Origin of the sequence: Sphingomonas caseinilytica (genome assembly GCF_023516455.1) — a bacterium.
In the GTDB taxonomy this organism is placed as follows: domain Bacteria; phylum Pseudomonadota; class Alphaproteobacteria; order Sphingomonadales; family Sphingomonadaceae; genus Sphingomicrobium; species Sphingomicrobium caseinilyticum.
Genome location: NZ_JAMGBA010000002.1, coordinates 909,918 through 927,385, shown reverse-complemented (window position 1 = coordinate 927,385; position 17,468 = coordinate 909,918). Strand labels below are relative to the sequence as shown.

The 17,468-nt window shown below is 62.8% G+C and carries 21 protein-coding genes; 7 read left to right on the top strand and 14 right to left on the bottom strand.

Annotated elements, in window-relative coordinates:
* The 6 genes from LZ496_RS11280 to LZ496_RS11255 all read right to left on the bottom strand — a co-directional run bounded on the left by LZ496_RS11280 (position 1) and on the right by LZ496_RS11255 (position 5,078).
* Positions 1–1,707 (bottom strand): peptidoglycan D,D-transpeptidase FtsI family protein, encoded by a 1,707-nt coding sequence (locus LZ496_RS11280; RefSeq protein ID WP_249904778.1) that lies wholly within the window; start codon positions 1,705–1,707, stop codon positions 1–3.
* A complete protein-coding gene (locus LZ496_RS11275; RefSeq protein ID WP_249904777.1) occupies positions 1,707–2,414 on the bottom strand; it encodes a hypothetical protein in 708 nt (235 codons plus the stop codon). The genes LZ496_RS11280 and LZ496_RS11275 overlap by 1 nt, the downstream gene beginning before the upstream one ends.
* Complete coding sequence (rsmH, locus tag LZ496_RS11270; RefSeq protein WP_249904776.1) at positions 2,411–3,379, bottom strand: 16S rRNA (cytosine(1402)-N(4))-methyltransferase RsmH; 969 nt, start codon at positions 3,377–3,379, stop codon at positions 2,411–2,413. Before rsmH ends, LZ496_RS11275 begins: the two co-directional genes overlap by 4 nt.
* Complete coding sequence (locus tag LZ496_RS14085) at positions 3,376–3,795, bottom strand: division/cell wall cluster transcriptional repressor MraZ (RefSeq protein WP_249904775.1); 420 nt, start codon at positions 3,793–3,795, stop codon at positions 3,376–3,378. Before LZ496_RS14085 ends, rsmH begins: the two co-directional genes overlap by 4 nt.
* Positions 3,796–4,149: 354 nt before the next feature.
* Positions 4,150–4,830: a GldG family protein gene (locus LZ496_RS11260; RefSeq protein WP_249904774.1), complete on the bottom strand. Its 681-nt coding sequence runs from the start codon at positions 4,828–4,830 to the stop codon at positions 4,150–4,152.
* Positions 4,827–5,078, bottom strand: a complete 252-nt coding sequence (locus LZ496_RS11255) for a hypothetical protein (RefSeq protein WP_249904773.1) — start codon at positions 5,076–5,078, stop codon at positions 4,827–4,829. The genes LZ496_RS11260 and LZ496_RS11255 overlap by 4 nt, the downstream gene beginning before the upstream one ends.
* Positions 5,079–5,175: 97 nt before the next feature.
* Here LZ496_RS11255 and LZ496_RS11250 point away from each other — a divergent pair, with 97 nt between their 5' ends.
* From LZ496_RS11250 to LZ496_RS11220, 7 genes are all read left to right on the top strand, one after another.
* Positions 5,176–5,571: a hypothetical protein gene (locus LZ496_RS11250; protein ID WP_249904772.1), complete on the top strand. Its 396-nt coding sequence runs from the start codon at positions 5,176–5,178 to the stop codon at positions 5,569–5,571.
* Between the two features lie 124 nt (positions 5,572–5,695).
* The gene (purL, locus tag LZ496_RS11245; RefSeq protein WP_249904771.1) at positions 5,696–7,975 is read left to right on the top strand and encodes a phosphoribosylformylglycinamidine synthase subunit PurL; all 2,280 of its coding nucleotides are present in this window, start codon (positions 5,696–5,698) and stop codon (positions 7,973–7,975) included.
* Positions 7,976–7,978: 3 nt separating this feature from the next.
* Complete coding sequence (locus LZ496_RS11240; protein WP_249904770.1) at positions 7,979–8,389, top strand: DUF3052 domain-containing protein; 411 nt, start codon at positions 7,979–7,981, stop codon at positions 8,387–8,389.
* Between the two features lie 126 nt (positions 8,390–8,515).
* Positions 8,516–8,968, top strand: coding sequence for a hypothetical protein (locus LZ496_RS11235; RefSeq protein WP_249904769.1), 453 nt, complete (start codon positions 8,516–8,518; stop codon positions 8,966–8,968).
* A 54-nt stretch (positions 8,969–9,022) separates the two neighbouring features.
* Complete coding sequence (locus LZ496_RS11230; RefSeq protein ID WP_366516723.1) at positions 9,023–9,241, top strand: (2Fe-2S)-binding protein; 219 nt, start codon at positions 9,023–9,025, stop codon at positions 9,239–9,241.
* 99 nt (positions 9,242–9,340) lie between these two features.
* On the top strand, positions 9,341–9,820 hold the full coding sequence (gene bfr / locus LZ496_RS11225; RefSeq protein ID WP_249904768.1) for a bacterioferritin: 480 nt from the start codon (positions 9,341–9,343) through the stop codon (positions 9,818–9,820).
* A 151-nt stretch (positions 9,821–9,971) separates the two neighbouring features.
* Complete coding sequence (locus LZ496_RS11220; RefSeq protein ID WP_249904767.1) at positions 9,972–11,234, top strand: DUF418 domain-containing protein; 1,263 nt, start codon at positions 9,972–9,974, stop codon at positions 11,232–11,234.
* Here LZ496_RS11220 and LZ496_RS11215 read toward each other — a convergent pair.
* The 8 genes from LZ496_RS11215 to LZ496_RS11180 form a co-directional block, all read right to left on the bottom strand.
* Positions 11,231–11,665: an Hpt domain-containing protein gene (locus tag LZ496_RS11215; RefSeq protein ID WP_249904766.1), complete on the bottom strand. Its 435-nt coding sequence runs from the start codon at positions 11,663–11,665 to the stop codon at positions 11,231–11,233. The genes LZ496_RS11220 and LZ496_RS11215 overlap by 4 nt on opposite strands.
* A gap of 90 nt (positions 11,666–11,755) precedes the next feature.
* Positions 11,756–13,108, bottom strand: coding sequence for a ribosome biogenesis GTPase Der (gene der, locus LZ496_RS11210; RefSeq protein ID WP_249904765.1), 1,353 nt, complete (start codon positions 13,106–13,108; stop codon positions 11,756–11,758).
* A 36-nt stretch (positions 13,109–13,144) separates the two neighbouring features.
* Complete coding sequence (locus LZ496_RS11205; RefSeq protein WP_249904764.1) at positions 13,145–14,479, bottom strand: outer membrane protein assembly factor BamB family protein; 1,335 nt, start codon at positions 14,477–14,479, stop codon at positions 13,145–13,147.
* Between the two features lie 11 nt (positions 14,480–14,490).
* Positions 14,491–15,204 carry a tetratricopeptide repeat protein gene (locus LZ496_RS11200; protein ID WP_249904763.1) on the bottom strand — a complete coding sequence of 238 codons (714 nt, stop codon included), beginning with the start codon at positions 15,202–15,204 and terminating at the stop codon, positions 14,491–14,493.
* 141 nt (positions 15,205–15,345) lie between these two features.
* Entirely contained in the window at positions 15,346–15,606 is a 261-nt protein-coding gene (locus tag LZ496_RS11195) for a hypothetical protein (protein WP_249904762.1), read from the bottom strand.
* Between the two features lie 134 nt (positions 15,607–15,740).
* Complete coding sequence (locus LZ496_RS11190) at positions 15,741–16,133, bottom strand: DOPA 4,5-dioxygenase family protein (RefSeq protein ID WP_249904761.1); 393 nt, start codon at positions 16,131–16,133, stop codon at positions 15,741–15,743.
* Positions 16,134–16,140: 7 nt separating this feature from the next.
* Complete coding sequence (gene panB, locus LZ496_RS11185) at positions 16,141–17,010, bottom strand: 3-methyl-2-oxobutanoate hydroxymethyltransferase (RefSeq protein WP_249904760.1); 870 nt, start codon at positions 17,008–17,010, stop codon at positions 16,141–16,143.
* 43 nt (positions 17,011–17,053) lie between these two features.
* Positions 17,054–17,458 (bottom strand): hypothetical protein, encoded by a 405-nt coding sequence (locus tag LZ496_RS11180; protein WP_249904759.1) that lies wholly within the window; start codon positions 17,456–17,458, stop codon positions 17,054–17,056.
* Positions 17,459–17,468: the final 10 nt, after the last annotated feature.

Genomic DNA, 17,468 nt, shown 5'->3' with positions numbered 1-17,468 from the left:
TTACTTGTCCTCGTGAACGAAGGGCAGCACCTCGGCCATGTTGGGCTCGCGATTCTTGTCGGGGCGCACGCCAAGCATCGGCGCGATCCGGCTAACCGTCTTGCTGAAGATCGGTGCGGCGTTCCAACCGGCGGTTCGGAAGCCGTAGGTTTCCTTGGTCGGTTGGGGTTCGTCCAGCATCACCACCATGACATAGCGCGGCTCGTCCATTGGGAACACACCGGCGAAGCTGGTTACAACCCTTGTATTCGAATATCCGCCGGCGACCGGCTTGTTGGCGGTGCCGGTCTTGCCGCCGACACGGTAGCCCGGCGCGTCGGCCTTCTTGCCGGTGCCTTCCGTGACAACGAGGCGCAGCAGCGAGCGCATCTTGTAGCTGGTTTCTTCCGTGAACACGCGGTGGCCCTTGCCCGGAGCGTGGTTCTTGTCGACCTTGAGCAAGGTCGCCGGGCGATAGATGCCGCCGTTGAACAGCGTCGCATATCCGGTCGCCAGGTGCAGCGGAGTGACCGCAATGCCGTGACCGTAACCGACGGTCATCGTTTCAACCTGGTTCCACTGGTTGCCCGGGGTCAGAGTCCGGCCGCGCTCCTTGAGCTCGATCTCAACCTTATCGAGGAACCCCATCTTGCGAAGAAATTCCTTTTGCCGCGTCGGGCCAAGCTGGTCGGCGATCTGCGCCGTGCCGATGTTCGAGCTTTCCTTCATGATTTCGGCAACGGAACAGGCGCGACCGAATGGATGGGTATCGCTGATCGACCGATTGCCGACGCGAAGCGACTTTGGACAAGGATACATCTGGCCGAACGACTTCACGACACCGGCGTCCATGGCCATTGCCACAGTGAACGGCTTGAAGGTCGAGCCAAGCTCGTAAACGCCAAGCGTAGCGCGATTGAAGCGGGCTTCCGGCGTGCCCTGCCCCGCCGCGTTCGGATTGAGCTGCGGCAACGACGTCATCGCCAGGATTTCGCCAGTATGTATGTTCATGATGACGCCGGCCGCGCCGATCGCGGAAAAATGGGTCTTGGCCGCGTCGAGTTCATGCTCCAGCGCCTGCTGCACGCGGCTCGATACGCTGGTGACGATCGGTTGTCCGCGCCGTGCGGGATCGCGGAGCTGTTCATCGAAGGCGCGTTCGATGCCCGCATTACCCTTGCCGTCGATGTCGGTGTAGCCGACGACGTGGGCGGCGAGGCTAAGCTGCGGATAGAGCCGGTCGGGCTCCCGCTGCAGGGCCAGGCCCGGCTCGCCGAGCGAGTTGATCGCGGCAACCAAACTGGGGCTCGCCCGGCGGCGAAGGTAATAGAAGCTGCGACCTGAGCGCAGCATCGCCAGATACTGTGCCTCATCCTTCTCCGGCATGAGCTGGGCCAGCTTGCGCGCCAGGTCGAGCTTGTTGCCGATCACCTTCGCGGGCTGGAGACCGATGATCCAGGCGTCGATCGTCCGCGCCAGCGCATGGCCTTCACGGTCGACGATGTCGCCGCGCTCAGGAGTAAGGTCGAGTGCCCCGCCCTTCCGCCCGGCATGGTCGCCGAAGGCCGCGAGCCAGATGAGCCGAAGGCAAATAATCGCGATGATGCCGGCGAAGAGGAGCATGCCAAACATCAGCCGCTGGTGCATCAGCGCCAGTATCTGCCGCCGCTGTCCGACCAGACGGAGCCGCTCGGGCCGTGCGACGAGAGCGGGCGTCGGGGCGTTCATCAGTCGGAATCGCTGTCCTTGTGAGTGCGTTTCGGGGTTGCCGCCCCGGCGGATGCCGTGGGCGCGCCGCCTTTGGCCTTGGGCTTGGCGGTTGGCAAGGGCGCGAGCGGATCAGCCGTCGCGGTTTTGGCTGGCTTCGTCGCAGCGGCGGGTTTTTGCGGCTTGTCGGCAACAGTATTGGCCGGTGCGGTCGCGGTCGGTTTGATGGGTTGCGGCTTGACTGAGGACGGCCTGGTAATCGCCTTGCTCGAGACGCCGTAGCTCGCAACGTACATCATGTCGCTTGCCGACTTGGGTGCAGTCGCCGGGACCGCTGGGCCATCGGCATCGCCAGTCAGCTTCGGGCGACTCGAAATGGCCTGCTCAACAGGAGCAGAGGCGAGCACGACCGGCGCTTCGATCGCCGGCTTCTTATGCGGCGTGACCATCGTCGCCAGCTGGAAGCCGCCTTCGACGAACTGGTCGGCGGTCGGCGCCGACAGGCGGATGAATTTGACGTTCCAGCGCTCAAGCTGCGCCAGCCGACCACGCGTACCGATTTCGGTCTGCAGCAGCCGGATGTCGCGCTGGGCGAGGGCGATCTTTGTCTCGACCTGCTCCAGCTCGGCGCGCTCCGAGGCAACGTTCAACGAGACCAGATAAAAGCCGAGCGCGGCGCCAGCGACTGCTCCGGCCCAAATGACCGAACCGAATCCGCGCGCGCTCATTGTACTGCCCTCCCGGCAGAGACTGCCTTTTCCTGGTCCCACGCGGGCGCATCGGTCCTGACCGCAGTTCGCAAACGAGCCGAGCGCGCGCGCGGGTTACGGGCCAGCTCGGCCTCAGACGGTGAGACCGGCTTGGCAACTTGTTCGAATGTCGGGGCGGGCCCCTTGGCGACCATCGGACGATGGCGCGATCCGGAAGGAACATCCCCGCTGCGGGTCTTGAGGAAGCGCTTGACGATGCGATCCTCAAGACTGTGGAAGGTGACGACGGCCAGACGCCCGCCAGGACGAAGCGAGCGTTCGGCGGCCCTCAGGCCCTGCTCAAGTTCGTCGAGTTCGGCGTTTAAATGGATTCGGATCGCCTGGAAGGTGCGGGTCGCCGGGTCGCTCTTCTGACCCTGGCGGAACCCAAGAGCCCTCCGCACCACCGCCGCGAGCTCGGCCGTTCGGGTCAACGGCCGCGCAGCGACGATGGCGCGGGCAACCGCGCGGGCGCGCGGCTCCTCCCCATATTCCTTGAGGACGCGGGCAATCTCGCCCTCATCGGCATGGTTGAGGAATTCAGCTGCGGTCTGGCCCGACTGGCTCATGCGCATGTCGAGCGGACCATCGTTCATGAAGGAAAAGCCGCGATCGGCCTGGTCGAGCTGCATCGACGACACACCGATATCGAGCGCGATACCATCGACCGGAAGCAGGCCGCGCTCGGCGAGCACCCGGTCCATCTGGCTGAAGCGTTCGTTGATCAGTGTAAGGCGGGGATCTGGGACGAGTGACGGACCACTGGCGATCGCGTCGGGATCGCGGTCAAAGCCGATCACTCGTCCCGCTCCCACCCCCAGCAAGGCACGCGTGTATCCGCCAGCACCGAACGTGCCGTCGACAAGGGTCTCGCCGGGGACGACGGCGAGACCCGCAACGACCTCTTCGATCAGGACGGGTAAATGTGGAGCCTTGTCGGTCACTGGCCGCGCTCCTCGAGACGGAAGCGGGCGATATCCTTCATGTCTTCGGGCACATTGGGGTCGGCGAGGAACAGTTTCGGGTTCCAGATCTGGAACGTCTCGCCAACACCGATGAACAGGGCCAGGTCGTCGACCTGGCCCTTCCGGCGCATCATCGGGGGCAAGATGACGCGGCCTGAACTGTCGTAGGGGACCTCCTCGGTAGCGCCGAAGGCCATCATTGTGCGGCGGGCATAGTCGAGCTCGGCGCTGGGATCTGTTTCCTGCTTCTCCAGCAGTCGCTCAAGCTTCTGATGCTTCAGCGCGGCGTAGGCGGGGTCGTAGGCACTGAGGCAGGTGAAGGCGTCATGTTTGGCGAGCACGATGGTGCGGGCATCGCCGCGGCGCTCGATCACGGAGCGAAGGAAAGCGGGCACGGAAACGCGACCCTTCGCGTCTACCGCGTTCAAAGCACTGCCTTGAAACAGATGCTCTAGTGCCACGTCCTACACCCCTTGGCGCGGGCACAAGCTTTCCCGTTCGCAGGATGCACGGTTCCCCGTGCGCCCTGCGTCCCATCGACTCAGTCAGGAATGCCCCGCGCTACAGTTGATGTTGGTAACTCAACGAGGTGCGGGATACAATGGATTTTCATGCCATACAGCGGGATTCCATGCCGTGTGGCGGATTTTCAACGGTTTTTTAAGGGTCTGTTAGGGATTTGTTCTTCGCCTGTTCTGGTCGGCCAACCCTGTGGATAAGTCTGTTGGAATTGGCCATGACTCGTGGACTTAGCGGGATTCGAGCCGGTTCAGTTCCCCGACCAGCAAGCTCAGATTGTCGGCTTCGCTGTCGTCGACATTAAGGAAGTCCGCGTCCGCAATTACTGTTACCCAGCCGCGACCGATGGAGCAGCGAGCAATCATCCCTCCGCCCACCACGATGCATTTGCCAGTGCTTGCGAGATGCCCTCTGGTGTCGGATCCGTCGGCTTCCGGACCGCTCAGCTTCAATCCCCAATGCTGTAACAAGCCGGTATCGGCGAACGCCGGTTGCGGACGGAGCTTGTCACCGAACGGGCGGCTGCTTGGCCAGTCGAGCTTGGGATCGGCAAGCAACAGAAGCTTCCCGCCACCTTGCACCCATTGGTCGAGCTGAACCAGGACGTCTGCAGGCTGCGCGCGCGGGTGTGCCATCAACAAAAGGCTCTTCCCTTGCAGGCTTTTTTGATCCGCCACCCCGACCGGCAAGATATTATAGCGTTGCTCAAGCCGGGTCAGTGCCGGCGATCCGCCATTGTCCAACCCGAACTCTTCCCCGAATAGCAGCGGCAGGCTGGTGATGAGTGCCAGTGGAGCCCGCTCCGCTTCCGGTCGTGGCCCCAGGCGATCGCTGGATCCGGTGACCGCCCAGGCGGCGATCGCCGCCAGGAACGCAATCGCGCCCAGCATCGCGATCGTCGAGCGCTTCATTGCTTGTTGCTGGCAGCGCCCTCGCTGGTTTCATTTTCCAGCGTGGCGCCTGGAGCTGCGCCGATCTCGGCCAACGGTTCGTTCGGCTCCTTGTCGGCAGCCAGCTCATTCTGGGCAGGCGAGACAACGCTGTCCTCGCTGGATCGGCTGATCGCCGTGCCGAGTAAAACGAGCAGGAAAACGAAGGCCAGGCCGGTCAGTCCGATGCGGATGCGCTGCATCCGCTCTTCGCCTTGGGCGCGGTTCATTGCGACACACTATGCGCCCGGACGTTTCATTGCAACGAAGTGACGCTCGTCGATCAGGTGCTTTACGCGGAGGCATTTCATTGACAAAGGCGAATCCATGATTCGCAATCTTTCACTCATCGCCGTTGGCTTGCTGGCTCTGGCCGCTTGCAAACCTGAAACCATCACTGGTGGCGAGCAGCCGGATCCGATGGCTCACGAACTGGCAAATGCGGCGCCGGTCGAGCTGCCGCCGTCGATCGCGGCGAGCAAGACCTATCGCTGCAAGGACAACAGCCTGGTGCAGATTGATTGGCTTGCTGAAAACAAGGGTGCCTACGTCCACGGCGCCGACCGGACGCAGACGCACGTCAAGCCGGCAGAGGCCGTTGAAGGCCAGCCCGCAAGCACCGATCTCACTGCCGAAGGCGGCTATGTCTTGAAGGGCAGTGCAACCGCGTCGACTGTGAACCTTACCCTCCCAGGCAAGGGCGCGCAGGTCTGTAAGGGCTAAGCCTTACAGCTCGGTAGATTTGGGAAGCCCCTGGCAATGCCGGGGGCTTTTTCTTTGGCCATAGTTCTCCGACTTGCGTCTCCGCGGCTAGCCGTAACGGCTCGCCGAGGCTAAGGGGCCGCGCATGACCGTTTTGGACGCCCCCCGCATCACCCCCGAGATCGTCGCCGAACATGGCCTCAGCCCGGAAGAATATGACCGCGTTCTCCACGCGCTGGGCCGCGAGCCCAACCTGGTCGAGCTCGGAATCTTCTCGGTCATGTGGTCGGAGCATTGTTCCTATAAATCGTCGCGCTTCCATCTGAAGAAGCTGCCGACCAAGGCGCCCTGGGTCATCCAGGGTCCCGGCGAAAATGCCGGTGTGATTGACATCGGCGACGGGCAGGCCGCCATCTTCAAGATGGAGAGCCACAACCACCCGAGCTACATCGAACCCTATCAGGGCGCGGCGACCGGCGTTGGAGGAATCCTCCGCGACGTGTTCACCATGGGGGCGCGGCCAGTCGCCAATATGAACGCGCTGCGTTTCGGGCGGCCCGACCATCCCAAGATGCGCCACCTGATCGCCGGCGTGGTCAGCGGGATCGGCGGCTACGGCAATTGCGTCGGCGTTCCGACCGTCGGCGGCGAGGTCAATTTCGACCCCGCCTATGACGGCAACATCCTGGTCAATGCGATGACCGTCGGCGTCGCGCATACCGACAAGATCTTCTATTCGGCCGCGACCGGGCTGGGCAATCCGATCGTCTATGTCGGCTCCAAGACGGGGCGCGACGGCATCCACGGCGCGACCATGGCATCCGCCGATTTCGATGAGAACAGCGACGAGAAGCGCCCAACGGTGCAAGTCGGCGATCCCTTCACCGAGAAGCTGCTGATCGAAGCCTGCCTCGAATTGATGGCGACCGACGCGATCGTTGCCATCCAGGATATGGGCGCCGCAGGCCTCACCAGCTCCTCGGTTGAAATGGCTTCGAAGGGCGGAGCGGGCATTCGGCTCGACATGAACAAGGTGCCGTGCCGCGAAGAAGGCATGACGCCCTATGAGATGATGCTCAGCGAAAGCCAGGAGCGCATGTTGATGGTGCTGAAGCCCGGCCGCGAGGGCGAGGCAGAAGCGATCTTCCGCAAATGGGAACTCGATTTCGCGGTGATCGGCGAAGTGACCGATACCGGCCACATGGTCCTTGATTGGAACGGCGAGACGGTTTGCGACATCCCGCTTGGCCCGCTGGCCGACGAGGCTCCCGAATATGAGCGGCCCTATCTGTCCCGCAACGATTACAAGGCCTGGGCGAAGGTCGGTCCGCTGGGCAACATCCCCAAGAGCAGCGACTGTGCCGCGGACCTGCTGACACTGATGGGATCGCCCAACCTCGCCTCGCGCCGCTGGATCTGGGAGCAATATGACAGCCAGGTCGGGGCGGATACCGTGCAACGGCCCGGCGGCGACTCAGCTGTGGTCCGCGTGCATGGGACCGACAAGGCCCTCGCCGTCACGACCGATTGCACGCCTCGCTACTGCTATGCCGACCCCTATGAGGGCGGGAAGCAAGCGATTGCCGAGGCCTATCGCAACCTCTCTTCGGTGGGCGCAACGCCGCTCGCCGTGACCAACTGCCTGAACTTTGGGAATCCCCAGCGGCCGGAAATCATGGCCCAGTTTGTCGGTTGCCTGGAAGGCATGGGCGAAGCGTGCCGCGCGCTCGACTTCCCGATCGTGTCGGGCAATGTCAGCCTCTACAACGAAAGCAAGGCGACCGGTGGCGGCAGCGCCATCCTCCCAACGCCGGCAATCGGTGGCGTCGGCCTGCTCGATGACTGGCAGAAGTCGGCGACGATCGCATTCAAGGCAGAAGCGCAGAAGATCCTGCTGATCGGCGCGGATCCCGACATGGACACCGAGATTGGCCAGTCCCTGTGGCTGAACGTCTGCCGCGGATCGCGCGACGGACAACCGCCCAAGGTCGACCTGGCCCGCGAGCGCGCCAATGGCGAATTCGTGCGAAAGCTGATCGAAGAAGAATATGTCACCGCCGTCCACGACGTTTCCGACGGCGGCATCGCCGTTGCCGTCGCGGAAATGGCGCTCACCGGTAATATCGGCGCGCGGCTGATGATCCGAAGCTTCGAAGAGTATGTCGACCGCGAGGTCATCCGCCACGATTGGTCGCTGTTTGGCGAAACCCAGGGGCGCTACATCGTCACCGAGCCGCTCGACCGCGACATCGTCGAAAAGCTGGCGGCGGAGCACGGCATCGGTTGCTGCTTCGTCGGCTGGACCGGCGGCGAGACGATCTACATCGGGACAAAGGAAGCGGCGACCGATGGCGAAGTCAGCCTCACCGACCTGCGTGCGGCGCATGAGGGCTTCTTCCCCGCACTGATGTCGGGCGAACTCTGAGCCATGGCGGCGGCGGGCTATTCAGCCAGGCCGCTAGCCCAGAAGCTCGGCCTGAAGCCCGGTATGCGCGCCTGGTTCCAGGACGTGCCGGACGCCGTCCGCGCGGCGATCGACCGCGATGCGCCATCGTTGCAGCGGCTGAGCCTTCCAGAACCGCCGATCGAATTTGCCCATATATTTGTGACAAGCTGCGCCGTGCTTGATTGCGAACTGCGCATGCTTCTTCCGCTTCTCGACCCCGCCGGGATGATCTGGGTCAGTTGGCCAAAGAAGGCGTCGAAAGTGCCGACGGACATTACCGAAGACGTCATTCGGGAAGTCGCCTTGCCGCTTCAACTGGTCGACGTGAAGGTTTGCGCAGTGGATGAGATCTGGTCCGGGCTGAAGCTGGTGATCCGCAAGGAGCATCGCTGACAGCCAATGGCCGATCTAGCGTCCCGCTCGAACGTTGAGCGACGCAGCGGCAACGTTCAACGAGCGCCAACTTGACTTCGGCCCGACCCAAGGCAGCCTTCCAGTCCGATACAAGGGGAGGCAAGAATGGGTCGAACGATCGCCATGGCGACATTGGTCGCGGGCGCACTGGATATTCTCTACGCGGCTCTGATGAGTTCGATCTTTGGCCGCGGGCCGGCATCAATGCTGCGCACGGTGGCATCGGGCCCCTTCCCCGGAGCGACCGAATGGGGAGCGACCGGATCCATACTCGGCCTCGTCGTCCATTTCGTCCTGATGGCGATCATGGCGGCCTGTTTTGTGATTGCGGCGCGCAATTGGCCTGCAGTGATTGCCAAGCCCATTCACGCGGGCGTTGCCTATGGGCTGATTACCTATGTCGTGATGAACTGGATCGTCGTGCCGATCCGCTTTGACTCGCCATTGCCTCCGCAGACACGCGCGATCGTCTCCCAGCTGTTCGCGCATATTGCGCTGGTGGGTATCCCGATCGCGCTTATCACCGCGAAGAATTTGCGGGGCCGATTGATCGCCTGATCGGATTCCAATTTACTCTTGCGAATGGTTCGCATTATCGTGTAAACGATCTTCATGATCGTCTGTGTCTGCAATGCGATTCGCGAAGACGAAGTCCGGGCCGAAGCTCGCAAGGGCGCTACATGTCCGCTTGAGGCCTATAAGGCTCTCGGCTTTGAGCCGCAGTGTGGTTGCTGCCTCAATTGCGCGCAGGACATCATCGACGAGGAACGCGGTGTTGCGTCACGGTCCAAGTCGAGCCGCGTGGTCATCGAGTTCCCGCGCGCCGCGTAATGCGACTAAGTCGCATTATTTTTCCCTGATTTCCGCCAAATTCTTGCTTCCTTTTGTGCCACCAAGGCGTTAGAGCCGTGACAGCCAAGGGAGGTCGCGATGAAGGGCGATAAACGGGTCATCCAACTCCTCAACGAAGCGCTCAAGAATGAGCTGACCGCGGTCAATCAATATTGGCTGCATTATCGGATGCTCGACAATTGGGGCATCGCCAAGCTCGCCGAGTTCGAGCGGCACGAATCCATCGACGAGATGAAGCATGCCGACAAATTGGCGGAGCGGATCCTGTTCCTCGACGGACTTCCCAATTTCCAGTTGCTCGGCAAACTCCGCATCGGAGAGAATGTCGAGGAAATGCTGAAGTGTGACCTGGCTCTCGAAATGGAGGCGCTGGTCCAGCTCAAGGGCGCAATCGCCCACTGCGAAAAGGTCCAGGACTATGTCAGTCGCGACCTGTTCAGCGAGATACTCCAGAATGAGGAAGAGCATGTCGATACGCTGGAATCCCAGTTCGACATGATCGCGCGCATGGGCCTTCAGAACTATATCCAGCTTCAGAGCGAGGGCTCGGAAGACTAGCCTGGAATTCGTCATGCTGAGTTCACCGGGCCGGCAATGCCCCGCATTGCCGTCATGCTGAACTTGTTTCAGCATCCATCTTGGGGGAGTGTGGTACCGGGCGAGAAAATGGACCCTGAAACAAGTTCAGGGTGACGCCCCCGGGGGACCCATGGCCACGACATCATCATCGCCGGACCGCATCGCAACGCTCGACATTGTCCGCGGCGTCGCGGTGATGGGAATATTGGCGATGAATATCGTCGCCTTTGCAATGCCTGTCGGGGCCTACATGAACCCCATGGCATACGGCAGCGAGACGTCGCTCGACCTTGCCGCCTACGCCTTCAACTTCATCCTGATCGACGGAAAGATGCGGGGCCTTTTCTCCTTCCTGTTCGGAGCCAGCATGCTGCTGGTGATCGAGAAGGCTGAGGCGAAGGGCCTGAACTCGGCATCGGTCCACTACCGCCGGATGCTCGTCCTGCTGCTATTCGGAGCGATGCATTTCTACCTGATTTGGTTTGGCGACATCCTGTTCGGCTACGCCCTGATCGGAATGGTCGCCTGGTTCTTCCGCAACATGGCGCCGCGCAAGCTGATCGCCCTCGGCGCCACCCTCATTTTCCTCCAATTCCTGATCATGGCCAGCTTCGCCTACAGCGCCCAGGGCCTTTCGGTGGCGGCCTCCCAACCGGGCGCGAGCGCCGATACCGTCGCGGCCTGGAAGGAAATGTCGCTGTGGGTGCGCGTCCCGAGCAGTGTCGAGCTGGCCGAGCAAATGGGCCGCGCGCTCGGACCCTGGACCAGCCTGGTCCACTACCAGTTGACCGAACATCGGTGGGAACCCCTTATCTTCTCGCTGACGTTTGGACCCGAGACACTTGGGTACATGCTGTTCGGGATGGCGGCGTTGAAGAGCGGCTTCTTTGCCGGTAGCTGGGATGAACAATCCTATACGCGGGTTGCCGTCCGTGGCTTCCTGATCGGCATTCCGATTTATCTCGTCATCGTCTCGCTGATATTCCTCGACGGTTTCTCTCCAGTGGGCCTTTTCTGGCTGGCCATGGTGGCCACTGTCCTGGTCCGCCCGATCATGATCGTCGCCGTTGCCGCATTGATCATCATCCTGACCGACCAGGGAGGCTGGCTCGTCGAACGGATCGCCGCCGCCGGCCGCGCCGCGTTCACCAACTATCTCGGCACGTCGATCCTGATGACCGGCCTGTTCTACGGATGGGGGCTTGGGTTGTTCGGAGAGCTGAGCCGCGCCGAGCTCTGGCTCGTCGTCATTGCCGCATGGGTGGTGATGCTGGCCTGGTCGAAGCCGTGGCTGGAACGGTTCGAATATGGCCCGCTGGAATGGCTGTGGCGAAGCCTGTCACGAGGATCGTTGCAGCCCATGCGCAAGCCCGCCCTGCCGGCCGTCGTCTAGATCCTGCCGAAGCCCTGGTTGGCGACTTTGCGGCCAAAGCCACCGGGCGAGCCCGGGCGGCTCTGCAACGGATTGGTCGCCTTGTCGAAAAATTCGATCGTCCGGTTCCACAGCCGGCGCAGCTCGACAACGTCGGGCACCAGCTCGTCCGGGAAGCGATGGGTCTCGATGCAGAAGCGGGCCGTCTGCTCGATCTTTTCAGCTACTGCGGCCAACGGCTCCGCACCGAACTGACGAGCCTCACCCTTTAGCGTGTGGGCGGGGATGACCAAGGCCACGGTATTCTGCTGGTGCATCGCCAATTCGATCGCCGAGAGGCTTTTTTCGCCATCTTCGCGAAAATAGGAGAGAATGCGAATAAAGCCCGGTCCGAGCTCGCCCCGGCTTTTCTCGAAATGCACCCAGTCGATGATGTCCGAGCCGTCTTCCACTTGTTCCAATCTCCGTGACGCCCTCAATGAAGGCGCGGGTCCACATGCCTTGCGTACGCGCAAAGGGTAAAGGACCGGTTATTTTCCGTCTTAACCCTTGTTGTGAAACGGGTTCTTCGGAGCACGCATCGTCAGGCGAAGCGGCACCGGGCCCAGGTCAAGGTCGCGGCGCATCGAATTGAGCAAATAGCGCTGGTAGCTGGTCGGCAGCTGGTCGACCCGCGTCCCGAACACCACAAAGCTTGGCGGCCGGCTCTTCACCTGGGTGATGTAACGCAGCTTGATCCGCTTGCCGCCGGGCGCTGGCGGCGGATTCTGCTCGATCGCACGTTCGAACCAGCGATTGAGTTCGCCGGTCGGGATTCGCTTCGACCAGCTGTCGCGGACCTCGAACGCCGCGCCTAACAGCTGGTCGATTCCTTTGCCGGTCTTGGCGGAAACCGTGAGCACGGGAACGCCTTTCAGCTGGCTCAGCCCTTCCTCGAGCGCGGCCTTGACCCCGTTGAACAGCGATGAGGCATGTTCGGCTACGTCCCACTTGTTGATCGCGATGACGAGTGCCCGACCTTCCTCGATCACCTGGTCCGCAATCCTGAGGTCCTGCGCTTCCAAACCGCGCGTAGCATCAAGCAGGAGGACGACGACCTCGGCCATGTCGATCGCGCGGCGCGTATCCATCGCCGACAATTTTTCCAGCTTGTCTTCGACCTTGGCCCGCTTCCGGAGCCCAGCGGTGTCGACAAGCCGTACGGCCTTTTCGTTCCACTGCCAGTCAAGGCTGATGCTGTCGCGGGTGATGCCGGCTTCCGGACCGGTGATCATCCGTTCCTCGCCCAGCATTTTGTTGACCAGTGTCGACTTGCCGGCGTTAGGACGACCGACAATGGCCATCTTCAGCGGGCCGGTGCCCTCTTCGACCTCCTCCGCCTCTGTCTGGAAATGCTCATGCTCGACATGCGGGCGCAGCACTTCGAACAAGTCGACCAGTCCCTCGCCATGTTCGGCACTGATGGCGATCGGTTCGCCAAGGCCAAGCGCAAAGGCTTCGAGCCGGCCAGCCTCGCCGGCGCTGCCTTCCGCCTTGTTCGCGGCAACCACCACCGGCGTCTTGCCGGAGCGAAGCCAGCGGGCAATTTCCTCATCCAGCGGCGTCAGGCCTTCGCGGCCATCGATCAGGAACAGCGCAACGTCCGCCTCGCGCACCGCCGCTTCCGTCTGTGCCCGCATCCGGCCCGGCAGGCTGGCCGGGTCATGATCCTCGAAACCGGCGGTATCCATCACGCGGAATTCGAGGTCCAGCAACCGCCCCTCGCCCTCGCGGCGGTCGCGCGTGACTCCGGGCCGGTCGTCGACCAGCGCGATGCGCTTGCCGACCAGCCGATTGAACAGCGTCGATTTGCCGACGTTAGGGCGGCCGACGATGGCGACGGTGGGGAGGGACATGTGGACGCCCCTGCCCGCCCGCTGCGCAGGCGTCAACTAGCGGTAGGCAATCAGCCGACCTGCGTCAGTCAGCAGGTAGAGCGTATTATTGGCCACGACCGGCTGGAAGCTAACACCGTCCTTGAGGTCGACCTGGCTCTGGAAGGTGCCGTCAACCGGGCTGACATTGACCAGTGCGCCGTTCGATCCGGCGACGATCAAACGCTCGCCGGCGAGGACCGGTCCGACATAGGTGATCGGTCCCTTGCGGTCCTTCTGGTCGCGGTAGCGGGGCAGCTGGTTGATCCAGCGGATCTTGCCGGTGCGGCGAGCGATCGCCACCAGCTGGGCCTTGTCGTTGACCGCGAAAATCCAGTCGCCGGCAACCCATGGTGTGGCGATACCCGCGAAGTTCAGTTCCCAGATGCGCTGGCCGGAGAAGAGGTCGAGGGCGACCATTCGTCCGCCCTGCCCGATCGCATAGACCACGCCATTGTCGATCACCGCGTCCGCATCGATGTCCGACAGCGAGGCGACGCTGGTCGACATGGTCGTCCGGGCCAGCGCGTCCTGCCAAACCTGGCGGCCATTCTCATATCGATAGGCGTTGAGCTCACCCGACGAGAATCCGGCGACTACGGTGCCTTGTCCGATCGAGGGGGCGGCCGAACCGAACACACCCGCGATTTCCAGCGCGGCGGCGTTCGACCAGTTGGTTGTCCCATCGGCGGCCTTGAGCGAGTAGATCTGATTGTCCTGGCTCATCACGTAGACAGAGCCGCCATCGACCGACGGTTCGCCGCGAAGCGGACCAGCCGGCTTCACCGTCCATACAATTCCGCCGTTCGTGGCGTCGAGCGCGGCGACATAGCCGATGCCGTTGGTCGCGTAGACCCTGCCCGAATCATAGGCGACGCCGCCGCCGTAGATCGACGCAGCATTATCGCCGACTTCGCCGAACCGGGTCGACCAGAGCTGACCGCCATTTTGGGTGCTGAAGGCGCGAACCGTTCCGGACGTATCCATCGTGAAGACCTTGCCATCGGCCACGACCGGCCCGCCGCCCAGCCGGCCGCTCTTGTCGCTGCCCCGGCCGATGGAAACGGTCCAGGCGACGCCGAGGGACTGGCCCAGGCTTAGATGTCCGACCGACTTGTTGGCATTGCCGCCCGACTGGGCCCAGCTGTCGTTTGTGACCGCCGCCGGCAGGGTCATCGGCTCCGTCGCGGTGGCGGTGTCGATGTCGATGTCCGCCTCGTTGACGAGGACCGGCGTCCGCTCACCCGGAACCGTGATCTTGTCCGACTTCTTGAACAGTCCGAGGCCGCCGCCGCAGCTCGCCAGCATCGAAGCCGACAGGAGAAGCAGGGTAACGCGAGATACGTGACGCATGAGTGATCGTCCTACTGAGCAGGATTGGCGGCGGGTTCCGCCGGAAGGGCAGCGCTAGCGTCGACTCCCAGGGAGCCCGCGAACTGAACGGCGCGGCTGCGGATGGATTGGGGAACCTGGCGGTCTTCCGCGATGCGGGCGAACAGCTGACCAGCGCCATTGCGGTCACCCTTGGCAAGCGTCGCGAGCGCGACCATTTCACCAGCGGTCCCGAAGAAGGGCTTGCCGGGCTGTGCCAGCGGCGACAGGCGGCTGATAATCTCGTCGGGCTTCAGCTGATCATATTCGATCATCGTCCCGCGCACCGTGGAAAGATCGCGATACGGCTGGGGCATGCCATCGTCGGCCGCGATTCGCTTGTAGATGTCGAGCGCCGTTTTTCGGTCGTTCTGACGAAGCGCCATGGCGGCCCGTGCCAGTTCGGAACCAGCCCGAACGACGTCGTTGGACGCGTTCGACAGAGACTGAAGGTCGGCCGTCGCGCCCTTCACATTTCCCTCGCCGATCTTGTCGATCGCGGCGGACATGGCTTCGGTCTGCTCGGCAACCTCCTGCTTCTGGCGATCCTGCCAAAAGAGGTAGCCGCCCACTGCGACGAGCAGCAGGACGACCGCGACGATCAGCCATTTCCCATAGGATTTGGCCATATCACGAAGCTGGTCGCGGCGGAGATTTTCATCGACTTCGCGGACGAAACTTTCGGCCGGATCGTTAGGAAGCGCCAAGGGGGTCCTCAAAAATTACCGGTGGGGCGCCAATCGCTTCGTTCCCCACCCCGTTTGAACAGAAGCTGGCGGCGCTCCGTCTAGCGCGCGCGCGGCGAAAGGCAAAGCCCCACCGTCGCTCTCTCATTCAGAGCCCACGCCTCATTGACGGGACAAGGAACCTGGCCGGTCGACTTCGCCATAGGCATCGCAGTTGCAATGGAACAGCAATCGCCCTGGCGGTTTGAATAGCGCCTGCACCGTCAGTGCCGACACGCCGATCGTGATTTCATCGCCGCAGCCCGGACAGACCAGGCTTTCATCTTCCAGCCCTTCGAACAGCGGAAGCTGCCGCGGCGGGCCAATCACCATATCCTCCACGGACGGCTCGCTGACCTGCTTGAGCTGGGTCTGAACTGGCATTTCGCTTACTCCACGCGCCGGCCCATCATGCTCGGCTTCACTCGGCAGGGCCTGAACTTGAGGCAGACTAGTCATGGACGGCAATAGTCGCCCGGGCGCATGAACCGGCGTTGAACTGGCCCGAGCAAGTGTGGCTAGAAGTCCGCCTTGCCGAAGCGTTCGACGCCTTGATTCATGCCCGGCGGATCGAGGACGGTGAGATCGAGATCGATCGGCTCGCCAATCCAGCGGGCGAGGCTCGTATGATCGGCGAGATCGTCATCGGTCAGCGGATGGACCAGTGCCTGGAGGCCCGACACTTCGATGGCTTCAACAACTGATGGTAGCGCGGCTTCCAGGAAGTGAATCTCATATTGCGGGATCGGATGCGGCCCGACTGCCCGATCCGTCATCGCTCCGACGAAGAGCAGGCGCCCATCGCCCTCGATCGACAAGCGTTGTTGGAATTTCGCGCGCAGTGCCTCGGCGACTGGGCGCTCTGCATCCGAATAATAGATATGGGCATGAAAGGGCGCGGCGCCGGTCATGGATGGGTCAGGCCTTCGGCCGGTAGGTCTGCTCGTCGGTCGGGAAGGAGCGATTGCGAACTTCGTCGGCATAGCGGCCGACGGCATCGCCGATCTCGCTGGCCATGTCGGCGTAGCGCTTTACGAACCGGGGAGTGCGCTCGAACAGGCCCAGCATGTCCTCCGTGACCAGCACCTGCCCGTCGCACCTGGGAGACGCGCCAATCCCGATGATCGGCACCGGAACCGCCTCGGTGACCTGCTCGGCGATCTGCTCCATCACGCCTTCAACGACGATGCAGAAAGCGCCCGCATCGGACACCGCCTTGGCGTCTGCCAATATCTTCTTCGCCTCGTCGGCGCTCCTGCCGCGGGCGCCGTAGCCGCCAAGCACGTTGACCGCCTGCGGGGTCAGGCCGACATGTCCGATCACCGGAATTCCGCGGTGCGTCAGGAAATCGATTGTCGGCGCCATAGCCTCGCCGCCTTCAAGCTTCACGGCGGCGCAGCCGGTTTCCTTCATGATCCGCGATGCGCTTTCGAACGCTGTCTCCGGAGAGCCCTCATAACTTCCGAACGGCATGTCGACCGCCACCAAGGCGTGCCAACTCCCTCGCACCACGGCCGCACCATGGGCGCACATCATTTCCAGCGTCACCGGAACTGTCGACGGCAGGCCGTAGATCACCTGGCCAAGGCTGTCGCCGACCAGCAGCATTTCGCAATGGGGGTCGAGCAATTGCGCCATTCGCATCGTGTATGCGGTCAGCATCACGAGCGGCTGGTCGGTCTTGCCGTCCTTCTTGTGTGCGCGGATGGCGGGAACGGTCATGCGCTTGCCGGGAACCGGCGTCGGCGTGGCGCGGCTGGTCGCCGTATCGATGGTGAAGGTCGACATGGGTTTCCTTCTAGCCGCTCGCTGGCGGGACAGCCAACCCCGGCTAGCTTAGCCAGCCCTTTCGGCGCGCGAGCTTGGCGGTCTGCCAAAGGGCGTAAGCGATGACGAGGATGACCACCGGCACCAGCAGATGATCTTCTGGAGTGAGCTCCCGGAGTTGCTTGACCAGAAACAGGCCGGAGAATTGCACGGCGACCGCGATCACCGAGAGCAGCAGTGCAGGCTCCGCAAAGCGCCGCCGCATGATGAGGCCGACGGCCCCGAACAGGCCCGCGCCGATCGCCACCGCCCAGGCGATCGTCATCCACTGCGGTGTCGCATCGTAGATCGCGCGCTGGTCGAGCGGGAGGGTCGCGGGGTCGAGCGTCAGGCTGTTGGCGAACAGAAATGCGCCCGCCCCCTCGAACAGGAGCGCTCCGATTGCCACGGCCCAGAACCAAGCTGGCACCGCTGCCCTT